At 64.4% G+C, this 14,841-nt stretch carries 14 protein-coding genes; 8 read left to right on the top strand and 6 right to left on the bottom strand.

Annotated elements, in window-relative coordinates; translation table 11 throughout:
* The coding region (locus EG850_RS13405; RefSeq protein WP_148097110.1) for an IS3 family transposase at positions 1 to 308 on the top strand (308 nt) is incomplete at its 5' end.
* A gap of 81 nt (positions 309 to 389) precedes the next feature.
* On the opposite strand, the gene EG850_RS04830 is transcribed toward EG850_RS13405, so the two are convergent.
* Complete coding sequence (locus EG850_RS04830) at positions 390 to 1,550, bottom strand: acyl-CoA dehydrogenase family protein (protein WP_124970768.1); 1,161 nt, start codon at positions 1,548 to 1,550, stop codon at positions 390 to 392.
* Positions 1,551 to 1,561: 11 nt separating this feature from the next.
* Positions 1,562 to 2,791, bottom strand: coding sequence for a CaiB/BaiF CoA transferase family protein (locus tag EG850_RS04825; protein WP_235829210.1), 1,230 nt, complete (start codon positions 2,789 to 2,791; stop codon positions 1,562 to 1,564).
* Positions 2,792 to 3,302: 511 nt separating this feature from the next.
* On the opposite strand from EG850_RS04825, the gene EG850_RS04820 reads away from it, so the two are divergent.
* Positions 3,303 to 4,916, top strand: a complete 1,614-nt coding sequence (locus tag EG850_RS04820; protein ID WP_124970765.1) for an APC family permease — start codon at positions 3,303 to 3,305, stop codon at positions 4,914 to 4,916.
* A gap of 186 nt (positions 4,917 to 5,102) precedes the next feature.
* Here EG850_RS04820 and EG850_RS04815 read toward each other — a convergent pair whose 3' ends face one another.
* Positions 5,103 to 5,552: a flavodoxin domain-containing protein gene (locus EG850_RS04815; RefSeq protein WP_124970763.1), complete on the bottom strand. Its 450-nt coding sequence runs from the start codon at positions 5,550 to 5,552 to the stop codon at positions 5,103 to 5,105.
* 81 nt (positions 5,553 to 5,633) lie between these two features.
* Positions 5,634 to 6,908 carry an FAD-dependent oxidoreductase gene (locus tag EG850_RS04810; RefSeq protein ID WP_124970760.1) on the bottom strand — a complete coding sequence of 425 codons (1,275 nt, stop codon included), beginning with the start codon at positions 6,906 to 6,908 and terminating at the stop codon, positions 5,634 to 5,636.
* A gap of 329 nt (positions 6,909 to 7,237) precedes the next feature.
* On the opposite strand from EG850_RS04810, the gene EG850_RS04805 reads away from it, so the two are divergent.
* From EG850_RS04805 to EG850_RS04780, 6 genes are all read left to right on the top strand, one after another.
* Positions 7,238 to 8,443 carry a cytochrome P450 gene (locus EG850_RS04805; protein WP_124970757.1) on the top strand — a complete coding sequence of 402 codons (1,206 nt, stop codon included), beginning with the start codon at positions 7,238 to 7,240 and terminating at the stop codon, positions 8,441 to 8,443.
* 70 nt (positions 8,444 to 8,513) lie between these two features.
* Entirely contained in the window at positions 8,514 to 9,995 is a 1,482-nt protein-coding gene (locus tag EG850_RS04800) for a glutamine synthetase family protein (protein ID WP_124970754.1), read from the top strand.
* Positions 9,992 to 10,714, top strand: a complete 723-nt coding sequence (locus EG850_RS04795) for an ABC transporter substrate-binding protein (protein WP_124970751.1) — start codon at positions 9,992 to 9,994, stop codon at positions 10,712 to 10,714. Before EG850_RS04800 ends, EG850_RS04795 begins: the two co-directional genes overlap by 4 nt.
* The gene (locus EG850_RS04790) at positions 10,711 to 11,418 is read left to right on the top strand and encodes a gamma-glutamyl-gamma-aminobutyrate hydrolase family protein (protein WP_235829209.1); all 708 of its coding nucleotides are present in this window, start codon (positions 10,711 to 10,713) and stop codon (positions 11,416 to 11,418) included. The genes EG850_RS04795 and EG850_RS04790 overlap by 4 nt, the downstream gene beginning before the upstream one ends.
* A complete protein-coding gene (locus EG850_RS04785; RefSeq protein WP_124970748.1) occupies positions 11,411 to 12,220 on the top strand; it encodes a gamma-glutamyl-gamma-aminobutyrate hydrolase family protein in 810 nt (269 codons plus the stop codon). Before EG850_RS04790 ends, EG850_RS04785 begins: the two co-directional genes overlap by 8 nt.
* A gap of 119 nt (positions 12,221 to 12,339) precedes the next feature.
* The gene (locus tag EG850_RS04780) at positions 12,340 to 13,140 is read left to right on the top strand and encodes a gamma-glutamyl-gamma-aminobutyrate hydrolase family protein (protein WP_124970745.1); all 801 of its coding nucleotides are present in this window, start codon (positions 12,340 to 12,342) and stop codon (positions 13,138 to 13,140) included.
* A 123-nt stretch (positions 13,141 to 13,263) separates the two neighbouring features.
* On the opposite strand, the gene EG850_RS04775 is transcribed toward EG850_RS04780, so the two are convergent.
* On the bottom strand, positions 13,264 to 13,968 hold the full coding sequence (locus EG850_RS04775) for a cache domain-containing protein (RefSeq protein ID WP_124970742.1): 705 nt from the start codon (positions 13,966 to 13,968) through the stop codon (positions 13,264 to 13,266).
* Positions 13,965 to 14,786 (bottom strand): FadR/GntR family transcriptional regulator, encoded by an 822-nt coding sequence (locus EG850_RS04770; protein WP_124970739.1) that lies wholly within the window; start codon positions 14,784 to 14,786, stop codon positions 13,965 to 13,967. Before EG850_RS04770 ends, EG850_RS04775 begins: the two co-directional genes overlap by 4 nt.
* Positions 14,787 to 14,841 lie beyond the last annotated feature (55 nt).

Below are 14,841 nucleotides of genomic sequence, written 5' to 3'. Positions count from 1 at the left end.
ACGACCCGGTGTTGCATCGACCGGTTGAATTCACCCAGTACCGGCATCAGGCGTACCGGGGTCTGCTGGATCGGCATGGGGCGACCCAGTCGATGTCCCGGAAGGGTGCGTGTTTGGACAACGCGATGATCGAGAACTTCTTCGGTCATGTGAAGACGGAGTGGTTCTATCCGGGGTCGTTCCCAAGCATCACCGAGGTCGAGGCCGGCCTGCATGAGTACATCCGTTGGTACAACCATGACCGGATCCGGAACACGCACGACGGGTTACCCCCGGTCGTGTTCCGTGCCCGGGCCATGGCTGTTTAGAGTAAGAACCGCCGAGTCCAACTTTCGGGGACCAGTGCATTCGCTGAGGCACTCGAACCGTTCGCTGAGGCACTCGAAGCGTTACGCGAACGCGTTCTCGCCGGTGAGGTGCTGGCCGAGAATGAGTGTGTGCACCTCATCCGTGCCCTCGTAGGTGCGCACCGACTCGAGGTTGTTGGCGTGCCGGAGAGGCGCGTTCTCGAGCAGGATGCCGTTGCCGCCGAGCACCGTGCGCGCCTCGCGGCAGATCTCGATGGCGACGCGGCAATTGTTGAGCTTGCCGACCGAGATCATGTGCCGCTCGAGCTTGCCCGCATCCTTGAGTCGGCCGAGGCGCAGCGCAATGAGCTGGCCCTTGACGATTTCAAGCGCCATATCGACGAGCTTCTTCTGCGTGAGTTGGAACGCGGCAAGCGGCTTGTCGAACTGCTTGCGCTCACCGGCATAGCGGGCGGCGGCTTCAAAGGCGTCACGCGCCGCGCCCATCGCGCCCCAGGCAATGCCGTAGCGGGCCTCATTGAGGCACTCAAACGGGGCTCGCAGGCTCGTCGCTCCCGGCAGTCGCTGCGCTTCAGACACGCGCACCTCATCGAAGTGAAGTTCGGTCTGGATGGAGGCACGCATCGAGAGCTTCGGCTCGAGTACCTGTGCCGAAAAGCCTTCGGTCTCGGTGGGCACGATGAAGCCGCGCACACCCTCGTCAGTGCGTGCCCAGACGATCGCGATGTTCGCGATGGTGCCAAGGCCAATCCAGCGCTTCGAGCCGGTGATGATCCAGTCGTCGCCGTCGCGACGCGCAACCGTTGCCATGCCGGCCGGGTCTGAACCCGCCTCCGGCTCGGTGAGTCCAAAGCAACCGATGACTCGCCCGGCGGCCATCTCGGGGAGGTAGCGCTGCTTCTGCTCTTCCGAACCGTGCTTCGCGATCGCACTCATGGCGAGCGAACCCTGCACCGACACGAACGTGCGCAGGCCCGAGTCGCCGGCCTCAAGTTCCTGCATGGCAATGCCGTACTCGGTCGCCGAGCGGCCTGCGCAGCCGTAGCCCGAGATGTGCATGCCAAGCAGACCCAGCTCGGCCATCTCGGGCACGATCTCGACGGGGAAAACGGCCTGCTCGTACCACTCGGCAATATTCGGGCGGATGCGGCGGTCAACGAACTCGCGCACGCGGTCGCGCAGAGCGAGTTCTTCTGCGGAGAACTCGGCGTCGAGGTTGAGGAGGTCGGAGAGGTCAGACATGGCGTGCTTCCTTAGGACGCGGTGGCGGGAGGGGTCGGGGAGTCAGGGGTAGGGCAGGTGGTGGTGGGGGAGTCGGCTTCGAGCTGCGCGCGCAATTGCTCGCCATCAGCATCCAGGGCCGGTGGGCCGAGCGCCGGAGTGTCGAACTCGGGCGTGTAGCGCACCGGATGCCGCACCCCGTTTGAATCCACACCATCGCGGTGGAGCGCCACGACTGGGTCGATGCCCAGGTCTTGGGCGAGCGTAATGCCTTCGGCGATGGTGGCGACGTGACCGACAGCGAGGTTGAGGGCAGTGAGCCGCTTTTCCCAATCGAGCGCGCTCGCTGATTGCAGTGCCTCCTCGAGCAAGGGACGCAGCGCATCCCGGTTTGCGACTCGCGCCGGGTTCGTTGCGAACCGTTCGTCGTTGGCGAGTTCAGCGACGCCAAGTTCGCCGCAGAAACGGCTGAACTGGGCGTCGTTACCGATCGCGACCGCGAGTTCGCCCTCGCCACAGCGCAGGGTTTCGTAGGGGCAAATCGACGGATGCGTATTGCCAATGCGGGTGGGTTCGGCACCGGCACCAATAACCGCTTGAATCTGGTTGGCGAGCGCGCCCTGCAGGCTCGAGAGCAGGTTGACCTCGACGAGCGTGCCGGTACCGGTGGTCTCGCGGCGGCGCAGGGCAGCGAGGACGCCGATGGTGAGGTCCTTTGCCGAAAGGATGTCGACGAGGGCCACCCCAACCTTCATGGCTTCGCCGTCGCGGGCGCCGGTGATATGCATGAGGCCGCCGAGTGCCTGCACCACGAAGTCGTAGCCGGGGCGCTCGCGGCCACCGGCGCTGCCGAAGCCGCTGATGCGGCCGATGACCGCGCGCGGGTTGAGGGCGTGAATCTCGTCGTCGCTGAGTCCGGCGCGATCGAGGGTGCCGGGGATGAAGTTGTCGATTACCACATCGGCGCGGCGCACGAGGCGGCGCGCGAGTTCGCAATCGTCGGGGTTCTTGAGATCGAGGGCGAGGGAGCGCTTATTACGGTTGACCGATTGAAAGTAGGTCGCCGTGCCGTCGGCCGCCCAGGGCGGGCCCCAGGTGCGGGTGTCGTCGCCGGCACCCGGACGCTCGATCTTGATGACCTCGGCACCGAGATCAGCGAGCGTCTGCGTCGCCAGGGGGCCGGCGAGGATGCGGGAAAAGTCGGCTACGACGATGCCCGCGAGCGGCCCGGCTGCGTCGGGTGCGGGTGGTGCTGGTGTCACGGGTGCCTCTGTCTACATCTCGGCTGCGTCGGTGTCTACGTCTCGGCTGCGCCTCGGGCAGCTGGCAATTCCGCCTCATCGCGGGAAATCGCGCTACCTCGACCCTGCCACGTCAATCTGAGTTCAGGGCAGTGGTGGCCCGAAATCGGTCATTGCCGCCACGAGTAGACCCTATCCGAGAATTCCTTGCATAAACCTACAGAATCGGTAGTATTACGAGCGAGAAGCTGCCGGCTTGTGATCAGTGACGATCTCTAGCTGGGGCGCTGAGTTCACCGCAATCTCCACACGAGGGAGTGGCCGGTACGGGCTCAAGCGCTACATCCGAAGGGCCAGCTGGCCTGCTCGGAAAGCTCTGATGCAGCACAGCAGCCGCATCAAGGCCCCCGAAAACTGCCGAAAACGACATAAATCATTCGGAAATCATGGGATTTGACCAACCCGTTCCGGCTTCGACATTCGCCTTGTCCGCAACACCTTGGCTCGTCCGCAACATCTGCAAGGACTCGAAATGAATCAGACCACTTCGCCAGTTGGCGACGTGCAACAGCCCGAAATCCACAGCGAGTTCAAGCGCGACATGGGGTTCTGGGGGAACCTCGCGCTTGGCTTTACCTACCTCTCGCCGGTCGTTGGCGTCTACACGACCTTCGCCGCATCCCTCGCGATTGCGGGCCCGCCGGCCTTCTGGATGCTCATCATCGCCGGTGTCGGCCAGCTCCTCGTCGCACTCGTGTTCGGTGAGGTCGTCTCGCAGTACCCAATCGCCGGTGGTATCTATCCCTGGAACCGTCGCCTCTGGGGCGCCAAGTGGGGCTGGATGAGCGGTTGGATCTACACGATCGCCATCAACGCCACCATCGCCTCGGTCGCCTACGGTGCCGGACCCTTCCTCAGCGCCTTCCTCGGCATTGAGAACGACCCGATCACGAACGTGCTGCTTGCGCTCGGCATCCTCGTGCTGGCCACGCTGATCAACTTCGGTGGCACGAAGTTCCTCGCCAATGTTGCCTTCATCGGCTTTGTCGTCGAGATTCTCGCCACCGTCTTCATCGGTATCTGGCTCCTCGTCGCCGCCCGCAAGCACGACCTTTCGGTGCTGTTTACCGACTTCCGTCCCGCTGAAATGCAGGATGCGACGCCGTTCGCGATCGCGTTCATCGGTTCAGCGATCTTCGGTATTTACCTCTACTACGGCTTCGAAGCCAATGGTGACGTTGCTGAAGAGGTGCAGAACCCGAGCCGCGTGATCCCCAAGGCCATGCGCATGACCCTCTACGTAGGTGGTGTCGCCTCGATGTTCATCGCCCTCGGCCTCATCCTCGCAGTGCCGGACTTCGGCGCGATCCTCGACGGCACGGCTACCGACCCAGTGGGCACGATCTTCCTCGACACCTTCGGTGCCTTCGGCTTCAAGATCGTGATGATCATCGTGCTCGTCTCCTACCTCTCGTGCACCATCTCGCTCCAGGCTGCCGCCTCGCGCCTCATGTACTCGATGGGCCGCGACCTGCAGCTGCCGGGGTCGAACCTCCTGCGCAAGTTCAACCGCAAGCGCGCGGTGCCGCCGTTCGCACTGCTGTTCGCGGGCATCCTGCCGGCAGTGGTGGTGATCATCTCGCTCCTCAGCGCGGATGCACTCATCGCGATCGTCTCGTTCGCGGCGTTCGGTATCTACCTCGCCTTCTCGTCGGTAGTCGTGGCCTCGATCCGTGCCCGCATCAAGGGCTGGCGTCCGGCTGGCGACTTCTCGATGGGCAGCCTCGGCTGGGTGGTCTCGTTCGCGGCCATCGCCTACCAGCTCTTCGCGATGTACACGCTCGTGACTCCGGTGCCGGACGTGCCGTGGTACCAGGCGTGGCTCGTGGGCCTCGTGGGTCTCGTGGTCCTCGTCATTGGTCTCATCTACCTCTTCACGGTGAAGCCGCACCTGCGTGGCGGAGGCGTCACCGGTGACGCGGCGACCGGCGTTGTCGACCTGCGCTACGCGACGCCGATCTCGCAGTCGGAGGAGATCGTCGACCTGGCGATTCGCCTCAGCGGTGGCAAGCCGCACGTGTACCCGAACACCGGTGCGTCGATCCCGCGCACCGAAGAGAACACCGGCGACGAACCGCGCCAGTAGTTCTCACTGCAAGGCGGGGCCCGCGAGCAACAGCTCACGGGCCCCGCCTTGTGCGTGGCGTCATTGGTTGGTCGAGTAGCCAGAGCGAAGCGGAGGTGTGTCGACGGTGGGATGCATGCATCCAGGCGCGCAAAAAGGCGCGTTGCCTGCGGGAGGTTCCGCAGGCAACGCGCCTTTAAGTTGTTGCTACTCGGCAGCCTCGAGGACGCCCGGCAGCCACTCGAGCGCGACATCGCTTGGGAGGTCCCACGACGAAGCGTCGTGGCGGCCGTACTCACCAACACGGGTGGCGCCGAGCTCAGCGAAACGGCGGTCGATGATCTCGGAGCCCTGGCTGTAGGTCTCCTCGTAGAACGTGTCGCCGAGACCGAACATGGCGTACTTCACGCCGCTGAGGTCGCCGGTGAACGCGTCGAGACGCTCGCCGAAGGGGAGTGCGGTGTTCGGCAGCTCGCCCTCGCCGTGCGTCGAGCACACCACAAGGTAGAAGTTCTCGGGCGTGATCTGCTCGGGAGCGAAGTCCTGCAGGTCGATGACCTCAGCCTCGTGGCCGTCTTCCTGCAGCTTTGCCGCGAGGTCCTGGGCGATGAGCTCCGAGTTACCCGACTCGGTGCCATAGAGCACGGTAATGCGCATGATGTGAATTGTTCCTTTTCGAAGTTGTCTTGTGATTCGAAGTTATGGGTGAAGCGGATGAGAGTTGCTGGCGCGCGCGGACTAGCCGAGCGCGACGTCGAGCATGGAGTCGTGGTTGGGGAGCTTGCGCCGAATGCGGTCGGCTTCGGCGGCGGCAGTTTCAGCCTCGTCGATGCGCTGCCACTGCTCGAACGATACGGCTCGTTCGCGCACTTCGGCGGGCAGGGCCGCGTAGCCCTGCTTGCCGTCGACGATCGGGGATGCGCCCGACTCGACGTCGGCGACGATCTCTTTCGCGACCTCAACCGCATCGGCGCGGTTCGCGGGAATCGCACCGACCGGGCCACGCTTGAGCCAGCCGGCTCGGTAGAGCCCGGGCTCAATGAGACCGCTATCGGCCGGAGCGAAGTCGATGTGCTCGGCGTAGTGCCACTGACCGGGAGCGTTGACATCAAAGCCGATGGCCGAGATGACCGTGTCGGCTTCGATGACCGACGACTCAGCCGCGGGGGCGGCACCAAGGTGCACGGCCTCGACGCGTTCGTCACCCGTGACCCGGGCGGGCTCAGCGCCAAAGATGAAGTGCACGTGCACGCGCGGCTCAGCCACGTCGATCGCGGCGAGATCGGCGAAGGCCGCCTCTCGCTTGCGGCCGAGCGCATTGTCTTCGGTGGCCTGGCTCGTGTTCGCGTAGGTGAAACGGGCGCCGGCGATCTTGCCGAGCTCTTTCACCATGGCAACATCTGACTTTGCCGAGGCGATCGGCGAGCGGCTCAGCACCGTGATGTGCGTCGCGGGCGAGGCGAGGTACTGCGCGAGCGCCACCGGGTTGACATCGCTCCCGGCGTAGTCGTCACCGGTCTTCGCGAGGAAGCGCACCATATCGAGCGCCACATTACCGGCGCCCACAACGACGACGCGCTTGCCAATCTCGGGCATGGGGATCGCCGGGCGCGGCACGGTGTTGAGCGCGTTGATGATGTCTCCCGAGGGCAGCACGCCCTCGAGGCGCGAACCCGGCACGCTGAGCATCCGGTCGCGCCAGCGGCCAGAAGCAAGCACGACGACGTCGAAGTGCTCGCGCAACTCGTCAAGGCTGACGTCGCTACCGATCTCAACGTTGCCGGCGAAGCGAACATCACCATTCGCAAAGGAGCGGTCGAACTGGCGGGTAATCGCCTTCGTGTGCTGGTGGTCGGCGGCCACGCCGTAGCGAATGAGCCCATAGGGCACGGCGAACCGGTCAAAGATGGTGATTTCTGCATCCGCCCAAGTGCGTCGCAGCGATTGCGCGACGAAACAGCCGCTCGGTCCGCTACCGACGATGGCGATGTGGCGGGGAGTCGCGTCGCTCATCCAAGATTCCTTCCGTCTTGTGAGATTTGGCGCCGTGCGGGGGCATTTTCCGCTGTCTGCAACGCTGCAGCGCGGGTGCCAGTCACAAAGATGCGTTAGTTGGGGTATTCAGATCATGACCCATTCCGCCCGGTGCTTCAAGTGTCTGCGCTGAAGATTCTTGCTCGGATGCACGGAAACTGCTGACTTCTAGGCCGAATCTGGGATTTCAAGGGACTTTACGAATCTTGCTTGACCCGCCCCATCCGACTGTGTTTATATTCATGCACCAATGAAGGTTTTGTCATCCCGCTCAAAGTTGAGTTGGAACATGACGAGAAAGGTCTCCGATGAGCTCCGTCGCTACGCCCACCGATCTTCCCTACTTCGACATCTCTGACCCGTCGTTCTCGATGCAGTCCGAGGCCGTTCGCGACGCTCGCGAGCAGTCGTGGATTGCCAAGACCAACTACGGCTACGCCGTCCTCCGCTACGACGAGGTCGCCGACCTGCTCAAGGACGTCCGCATGTCGCAAGGTTCGGCCAAGTGGCCCGAGCACCACGGTGTGCACTCGGGCCTGTTCTATGACTGGTGGTCGAAGAACCTGCTCGTCCTCGAAGGTGACGAGCACCACCGCCTGCGTCGCCTGCTCAACCCGGCCTTCTCGCCGACGGCTGCGAAGAAGCTCACTCCCGAGTTCGTCGCGCTCGCGGAAGAGCTCGTCAACAACTTCGCAGACAAGGGCGAGGCCGAGTTCGTGCAGGACTTCGCGGAGCCATTCGCGACCCGTGCCCTGTGCATCATGATGGGCCTCGACCACAAGCACTGGCAGTTCATCGCCGAGCACGCGAACACCATCGGCTACGCGCTGAGCATCACCGTCAAGGAAGACATCGACCGCATCGACGCCGCGGTCAAGGAGCTTTACGACTTCGTTGAAGAACTCATCCAGGAGCGTCAGGCGAACCCCGGCACCGACGTCGTCTCGCGCCTCGTGCAGTTCAGCGAGGGTGGCGACAAGCTCACCGGCGAAGAACTCCGCAACGCGCTTGTGCTCATGCTCTTCGGCGGCATGGACACCACCCGCAACCAGCTCGGCCTCGCCATGCAGACCTTCATCCGCAACCCCGACCAGTGGGAGCTGCTCGCAGCCGACCCGAGCCTCGCGACCGCGGCCCTCGAAGAGGCCCTGCGCGTCAACCCGACCACCCGCTGGGTGACCCGCGAGGTCGTCGAAGCCTTCGAGTACGGCGGCATTGAATTCGAACCCGGCACAACTGTGCACCTGTTCACCCACTCCTCGGGCAACGACCCCGAGGCCTACCCGAACCCCGAAGTCAACATCGTCGCCGAAGACCGCAAGCCGCACTTCACCTTCGGCGGTGGCGTGCACCACTGCCTTGGCCACTACATCGCCCGTGCCGACATGAGCGCCGCGCTACCGGTGCTTGCCGCAGCCCTCACCGACATCACCGTGCCCGGTGGCGACGAGTGGCTGCCCGACTCGGGCAACACCGGTCCGGTGCGCCTGCCCATCAAGTTCCGTCGCCGCTAAGCGCCGCGATTTCAACATCCTGGCACGGCTGCGATGACGCAGCCGTTCCACCAATCACGAAAGAACCCACATGTCGAACAACCTCTCAACGCAATCTGGCGGCGAGCCGATCCTCGAGAAGCTGAGCACCCAGGCGATTAACCTCGGCCGCAACCTCACCGACGTCTACCACGACCGCGTCGACGCTGCCCTCAGTGACAACGACGCCTTCGCCCGTCACCAGCAGCAGAACCTCTCGGATGAGTCGGTCGCCGAAATCACTGAGAAGATCGAGCGCTCGGGCGTCAAGTACCTCTACTACATGCTCCCCACCCTCGGTTCGCGCACCGTCGCGAAGATGGTGCCGGCCAAGCACGTCGTGCGTAACCTCGAAAAGGGCATCAGCTTCCACCGCACCGCGCTCAGCGACCTGCAGACCGACATCTTCGGCAATCTCATCGGTGGTGGCGTCGAGGCGAAGGAATTCGTCGGCCTGCCCCAGCCCGAGTCGTTCCAGCAGCTGCCGTGGGACGGCGAAGTTGGCCGCATCTTCTGCGCGGCCTACGAGCCCGAGCACCTCGTCAACGTCGGTGGCCGCCCGCTCGCCATTGACTCGCGCGCGAACATGCAGCGCACCCACCAGCTGCTCAAGGACACCTTCGGCCTCACCATGAAGTCGGGCACCGAGCCCGAGATGGTTTGGAAGGGCGACTCGATCGAGCCGAACATCGTGCCCGGTCACAGCCCCGCCTACCAGGTTGAGAACCTCGAGGTCATGCGCCCCATCTTCAAGCGCCTCGAAGAGTACGCGACCGCGCTCGACTTCGACATGATCGAAGGCGACTACGAAGACAAGGGCCAGATCGAGCTGAACTGGATGTTCGACGACATCGAGCTCACCGCCGACCGCCTCGTCACCTACCGTCAGATCTGCTCGCAGGTTGCCCGCGAGTTCGGCGTGCAGGCGAGCTTCATGCCCAAGCCCTACCTCGGTTCGATGGGTAACGGCTGCCACCACAACATCTCGCTCTGGGATGAAGAGGGACGCAACACCTTCGAGGTCGAGGGTGTCAAGGAACTCCACATGTCGCAGCTTGGTCGCTGGGCCATCGGCGGCATCCTCAAGCACTCGCCGGGCATGATGCTGATCATGGCGTCGACCGTCAACTCGTACAAGCGTTTCTGGGACCCGGGTCAGTTCGCCCCGGCCCGCGCCAACTGGGGTCTCGACGACCGCGCCTCGCTCGTGCGCATCTCGGCCAACGGCCGCGCCGAGGTTCGCGTGCCGGATGCATCCGTCAACCCCTACCTCTCGCACGCGCTGCTCATCGCCTCGATCGCCGACGGTATCGGCAACCAGATCGAGCCGCCGCAGGCTGGCGAAGCTGGCGAAGCGCTGCCGCTCTCGCTCGGCGAGGCCATCGACGCCTTCCGTGCCGACGAGTACATCCAGCGTTCGCTGCCCGACACGCTCTCCGAGATCTACCTCGAAATGAAGTCGGATGAATGGGCTCGCTACTGCGGCGCCGTCACCGAGTGGGAGTTCGACCAGTACTGGCAGGCGATCCCGTGACCAAGACACTGCGGCTTGCCTGCATTGATTCCGCGGCGGCTCCGCTGTTCGACCTCTCGGTCGACGGCGGGGCCACCCGCACGGGCTTCGAGCCCGACGTCGCCCAGCTCGTGGCCGATGAACTCGGACGCAAGCTCGAATGGGCCATCATGCCGTGGGACGAGATGATTCCCTCGGCCCAGCGCCACGAGGTTGACGCCGTCTGGTGTGGCCAGGGCATCATCCCCTCGCGCCAGGAGCAGGTGGCGTTCACCCGCCCCTACACCGTGTTCAACGAGTCGGTGCTCGTGCGTGCCGGCGACCCGGCGCGCAGCCCCGAAGACCTCTCGGGCTACCGCGTCGCCGCCATCACCGGCAGCGCGAACATGCGTCTCGCCGAGACCTTCCCGGGCGCAATTCTCGTGCCGTTCGACTCATCCGATGATGTGTTCGCCGACATGATTCAGGCCGTGCGTGACTCGACCGTCGACGCCATGGTCGATGACGATGTCGTCACCGTGCCGCTCGGCGACGAGCCCGAGTTCGACCTCGCGTTCACCGTCGAAACCCGCAACCCCTGGGGTGCTGGCGTCGCGAAGGATCGCCCGGAGCTCCTCGCTGAAATCGATGGCGCCATTGAGCGCATCATCGCCGACGGTCGCCTTGAGCAGGTCTGGGTGAAATGGATGCCCGACCTCCCGTTCCCGGGTGAGGCACTGCGCGCCGGACGGCCGTCGTGACCCGTCGTCCCCGCATCGCCGTGCCGGCCATGTGGTCGGCAAAGATTCAGGGCCTGCGCTATGCGGGTTCGGTGGCAGCGAATGCTGTGCTCGCGAGCATCGTGCGCGCCGGTGGTGACCCCATCCTGATCTCGCCCGTTGGTGAGTTCGACTCCTGGGACATCATCGACGGCATGGTGCTGCCGGGCGGTGCCGATATCGACCCCGCCCGCTACGGTGCCGTGGCCGATGAGCACGATTGGCGCACCGATTTCGACGGTCAAGATGACGCGGATGCGGCAACCATCGCGAAGGCGGAGGAACTCGGCATTCCGACGCTCCTCATCTGCCGAGGGATGCAGCTGTGGAACGTCGAGCGTGGCGGCACGATGGTTCAGCATCTGCCGGATGAACCGCAGAACCACGTGGGCACGATCCACGATGTGACGATCGAGGCCGGCACGCGCTTGTCGGCCGCGGTTGGCGGAAAGACGCGCATCGACACCTCGAGCTACCACCACCAGGGGCTGGGCGAAATCGGGCGTGGTCTCAATGTCATCGCCCGCGCCGATGACGGTACGGTCGAGGCTGTGGAAGATCCTTCACTCAACATCATCGCGGTGCAGTGGCACCCCGAAGACCGCGCCGCCGACGGTGGCACCGATGCGGCGCTGTTCGACTGGGTAGTCGCACAGGCGCGGGAACGGGTGGCCGCCAATGGCTGAGCCCGTCTCCCGGCTCGAACTCGACGAGGTGTTGCCAGCGGCAGCACCTCGTTCGGGTGCTGATGTCGATATTGCAGTGGTTGGCCAGCTCAACACACCCGGCCAAACGAAGTCGTCGGTCGAGGGCACGCGCGCTCTCACCATCGCGGCGCTTGAGTCGCTCGCAGAGCTCGGGGCACGCATCCGATTTGTGGATGTTGCCGGCGATGCTGAGCCCGACTACGAAGCGATTGCCGCGGCCGATGCCGTAGTCATGCTTGGCGGCGGTGACGTCGAAGCGACGCGCTACGGCCACACCGGTGAGGTGCCGAACGAGTACGGCGTTGACCCGCGCTCGGATGAGCGCCAATTGCGCGTGCTCGATGAGGCGATTGCTGATGACCGGGCGTTGCTGGCGATTTGCCGCGGTTCGCAACTGCTCAATGTGGCCTGCGGTGGCTCGCTGATTCCGAATCTTGATCCGCCGCATCCGCATCGCGGGGCACCGGGGGAGCCGCTCTTCTTGGATGAGCCGGTTGACCTGGTTCCTGGCACGATCGTGCACGGCATCTACGGCGGTCGTGATCGTATCTCGGTGCGCAATGGCCACCACCAGGCGGTGAATCGTGTGGGCGAGGGTCTGCGCGCGACCGCGGTGGCGCTTGATGGTGTGGTTGAGGGTACCGAGCATGTCGACCGCCGTTGGGTGGTTGGCCTGCAGTGGCACCCCGAAGAGGCCAATGCCGACACCGTTGACCGGCGCGCTGTGTTCGCCGCGATCGTCGACGAAGCTCGCCGCCGGCGCGACGAAGCCGCGCAGTAGCCGTGCCCTGAGGCCCAACAGCGTGTGCTGAGGCCCTCGAATCCCGTGTGCTGAGGTACTCGAATCCCGTGTGCTGAGGCCCTCGAAGCACAAACCATCCACCCCAACAAGGAGCCACCATGGCCGACGGCCAGTACGTCATCCACCTCAGCGATGTCCTGCCCGAGCCGCCCGAGACGCCGGGCGATGTCGAGGTCGCGGTCGTCGGCCAGCTCAATTTGCCTGACCAGGGTGCCGAGACCTACGAACTGCTCCTGCGGTTCACGAAGGTCGCCTTGCAGGCGATTCAGGATGCAGGCGCCCGCATCCGCTTCATCGATGTCACCGACGACGCCGAACCCGACTATGCCGCGATCCAGGCGGCCGACGCGATCGTCGTGCTCGGCGGCGGCGATGTGGAGTCGTCACTCTACGGCCACCACGACGAGGTGCCGAACGAGTACGGCGTCGATCCACGCTCTGACGAACGGCAGATCCGCGTCATTCGCGAGGCCATCGACCAGGATGCGGCGCTCGTCGCGATCTGCCGCGGCTCGCAGCTGCTCAATGTCGCGAGCGGTGGCACGCTCATCCCAGATCTCGTGCCCTCAGAGTTGCACCGAGGTTCGGGCGGCGACCCGATCTTCAAAGACGAGGAGATCAACCTCGTCGCGGACAGCATCATTGGCCGCATCTTCGAGGGTCGCGAGCAACTCGTTGTGCGCAGCGGCCACCACCAGGCGGTCGGTGAAGTGGCTCCTTCGCTGCGCGTCACCGCAGTTGCCCACGATGGCATCGTCGAGGGTACGCAGCACACCGACCGCGAGTGGGTGTGGGGCGTGCAGTGGCACCCCGAAGACTCCGACGGTTCAGCCGACGACCGTCGCGTGTTCTTTGCAGCGGTTGTTGCCGAGGCGCGCCGTCGGGCGGCACGCCGCTAGCTGCATCCCGGGGCTGTGCCCCGACCCGAGACCCGAGTGCTGAGGTTCTCGAAGCACGTACCACAGCGCACTTCGAGTGCCTCAGTGCACTTCGAGAACCTCAGCGCGCCCTCGTACGCAGCCCTATTTTGGGCTCGCAACCACCCGCAGCGTCGGGAACGAGGCCTCAAGGTCAATCACCCGGTGCTCGATCGACTTGTCAACCTTCTCGCCCGGCAAGAACCGCGATGAGGTCGTGCACACGATGCGTCCGTCGAGATTCACCAACGCCACATGCTCGTCAATCCCACGCGCGAGCTCAAGAAACACCTGCTCAAACTTTGCGAAGTTGAGATCGCTCGCAGCGACCCCGGCGAAGCGGCCACCAATCTCGATCGGGATCGAGCAGGTGAGCGTGTACTCATCAACGCCGAGGAAGTCGACGTACGGTCCGTGCAGGTGGGGGAGCCCCTCATCCCTTGGCACAGAGAACCACGGCAATTGCAGGAAGTCGTAGTACTCGGGTGAGTTCTCGTTGAACACAAACCCGTACGGTTCGTAGCCGTTGGCGCCTCGCACATGCCACTGGATGCACTCCTCCTTCACCGCGATGCGCTCGGGCGTAAAGATGACGCCGGCACCGTTCGCGATCTCATGCGAATCGAGCACCATGTAGGAGAGGTCGCGCATCCGTGTGAGGTCGCCGTGGTCGAAGGGGCCGATTTCGTGCCGACCAAAGCGCGGCTCAAGCAGGGCAACATAGTTCACGCCGATGACGCGCAGACTCGCGATGAGTTCGTCGAAGCGCGCCGTGAATTCAGCGGCGAGGGTCTCGGGTGTATTGGTCATGAGTTGAGTCCCTTCTCGGGCTGTCCGAGTGCCAGGGTGAGTTTCTCGTCGATGAGATGGAACGAGTCCAAGCGGATGCGTTCTTTGACTCGGGATGAAGCTGCTTCAGCGTCGTGGGTGGCCACAGCCGAAGCGATTTCAGTGAGTGATTCGGCGACCTGCGCGTGGTCGAGCGGGTGGGTGAGCGGCGTCCACAGCAGGTCGCCGATTTCGAGCTGCAATTGCAACTCGGATGCGAGCAGTCGCTGTGATTGCGCAGCGACCGCGAGTTCGAGCCAGAACCGACTGTGGGCGCGGGTGCGGCTGCCGGGAGAGTCGGCCGCACCAACGGCCTGGGCGAGTCGAGTGAGTCGGGCCGCATCACGCTCGGAGGAACGAGCGGCAGCGAGCCGTGCCGACATGCCGCTGATCGCGCTGCGCTGATCGCCGATGTCGCGGAGTTCCGCCACCGAATAGGCGGCGAGCTTGCGCTCGACCTCAGCTCGCGCCGGCTCCGGCGTATCAACGACGAACGTGCCGCCATTGCGGCCGCGGCGAGTCTCGACGAGACCGGCGTCGCGAAGCTGCGCGAGTGCATCCCGCAGCGTCGCCGGCGACACCCCAAACGACTCTGACATTTCGGCTTCGCTCGGCAGGCGGTCGCCGGGTCGAAGCACACCGAGTGAAATTGATCCGCGCAGGCGGTTCACGATTGCTTCGGCACGGTCGACGGCGGGCAGTGCGCGGTAGACGTGCTGGCCGACGGCACCGCCAATGGCACCAATATCGATCGCCGAGGTGGCCGTGGGCTCAGGCGTTGTCGCCTCGATCTCGCTCATTGCCACCTCCTCGTGAGAAAAACCTACTTTGTTGGATGTTTTCGGTGTGAGCCAA

The organism is Gulosibacter macacae, assembly GCF_003865375.1.
In the GTDB taxonomy this organism is placed as follows: domain Bacteria; phylum Actinomycetota; class Actinomycetes; order Actinomycetales; family Microbacteriaceae; genus Gulosibacter; species Gulosibacter macacae.
The sequence above is the reverse complement of the archived record's forward strand: the minus strand, read 5'-3'. Positions and strand labels throughout refer to the sequence as shown.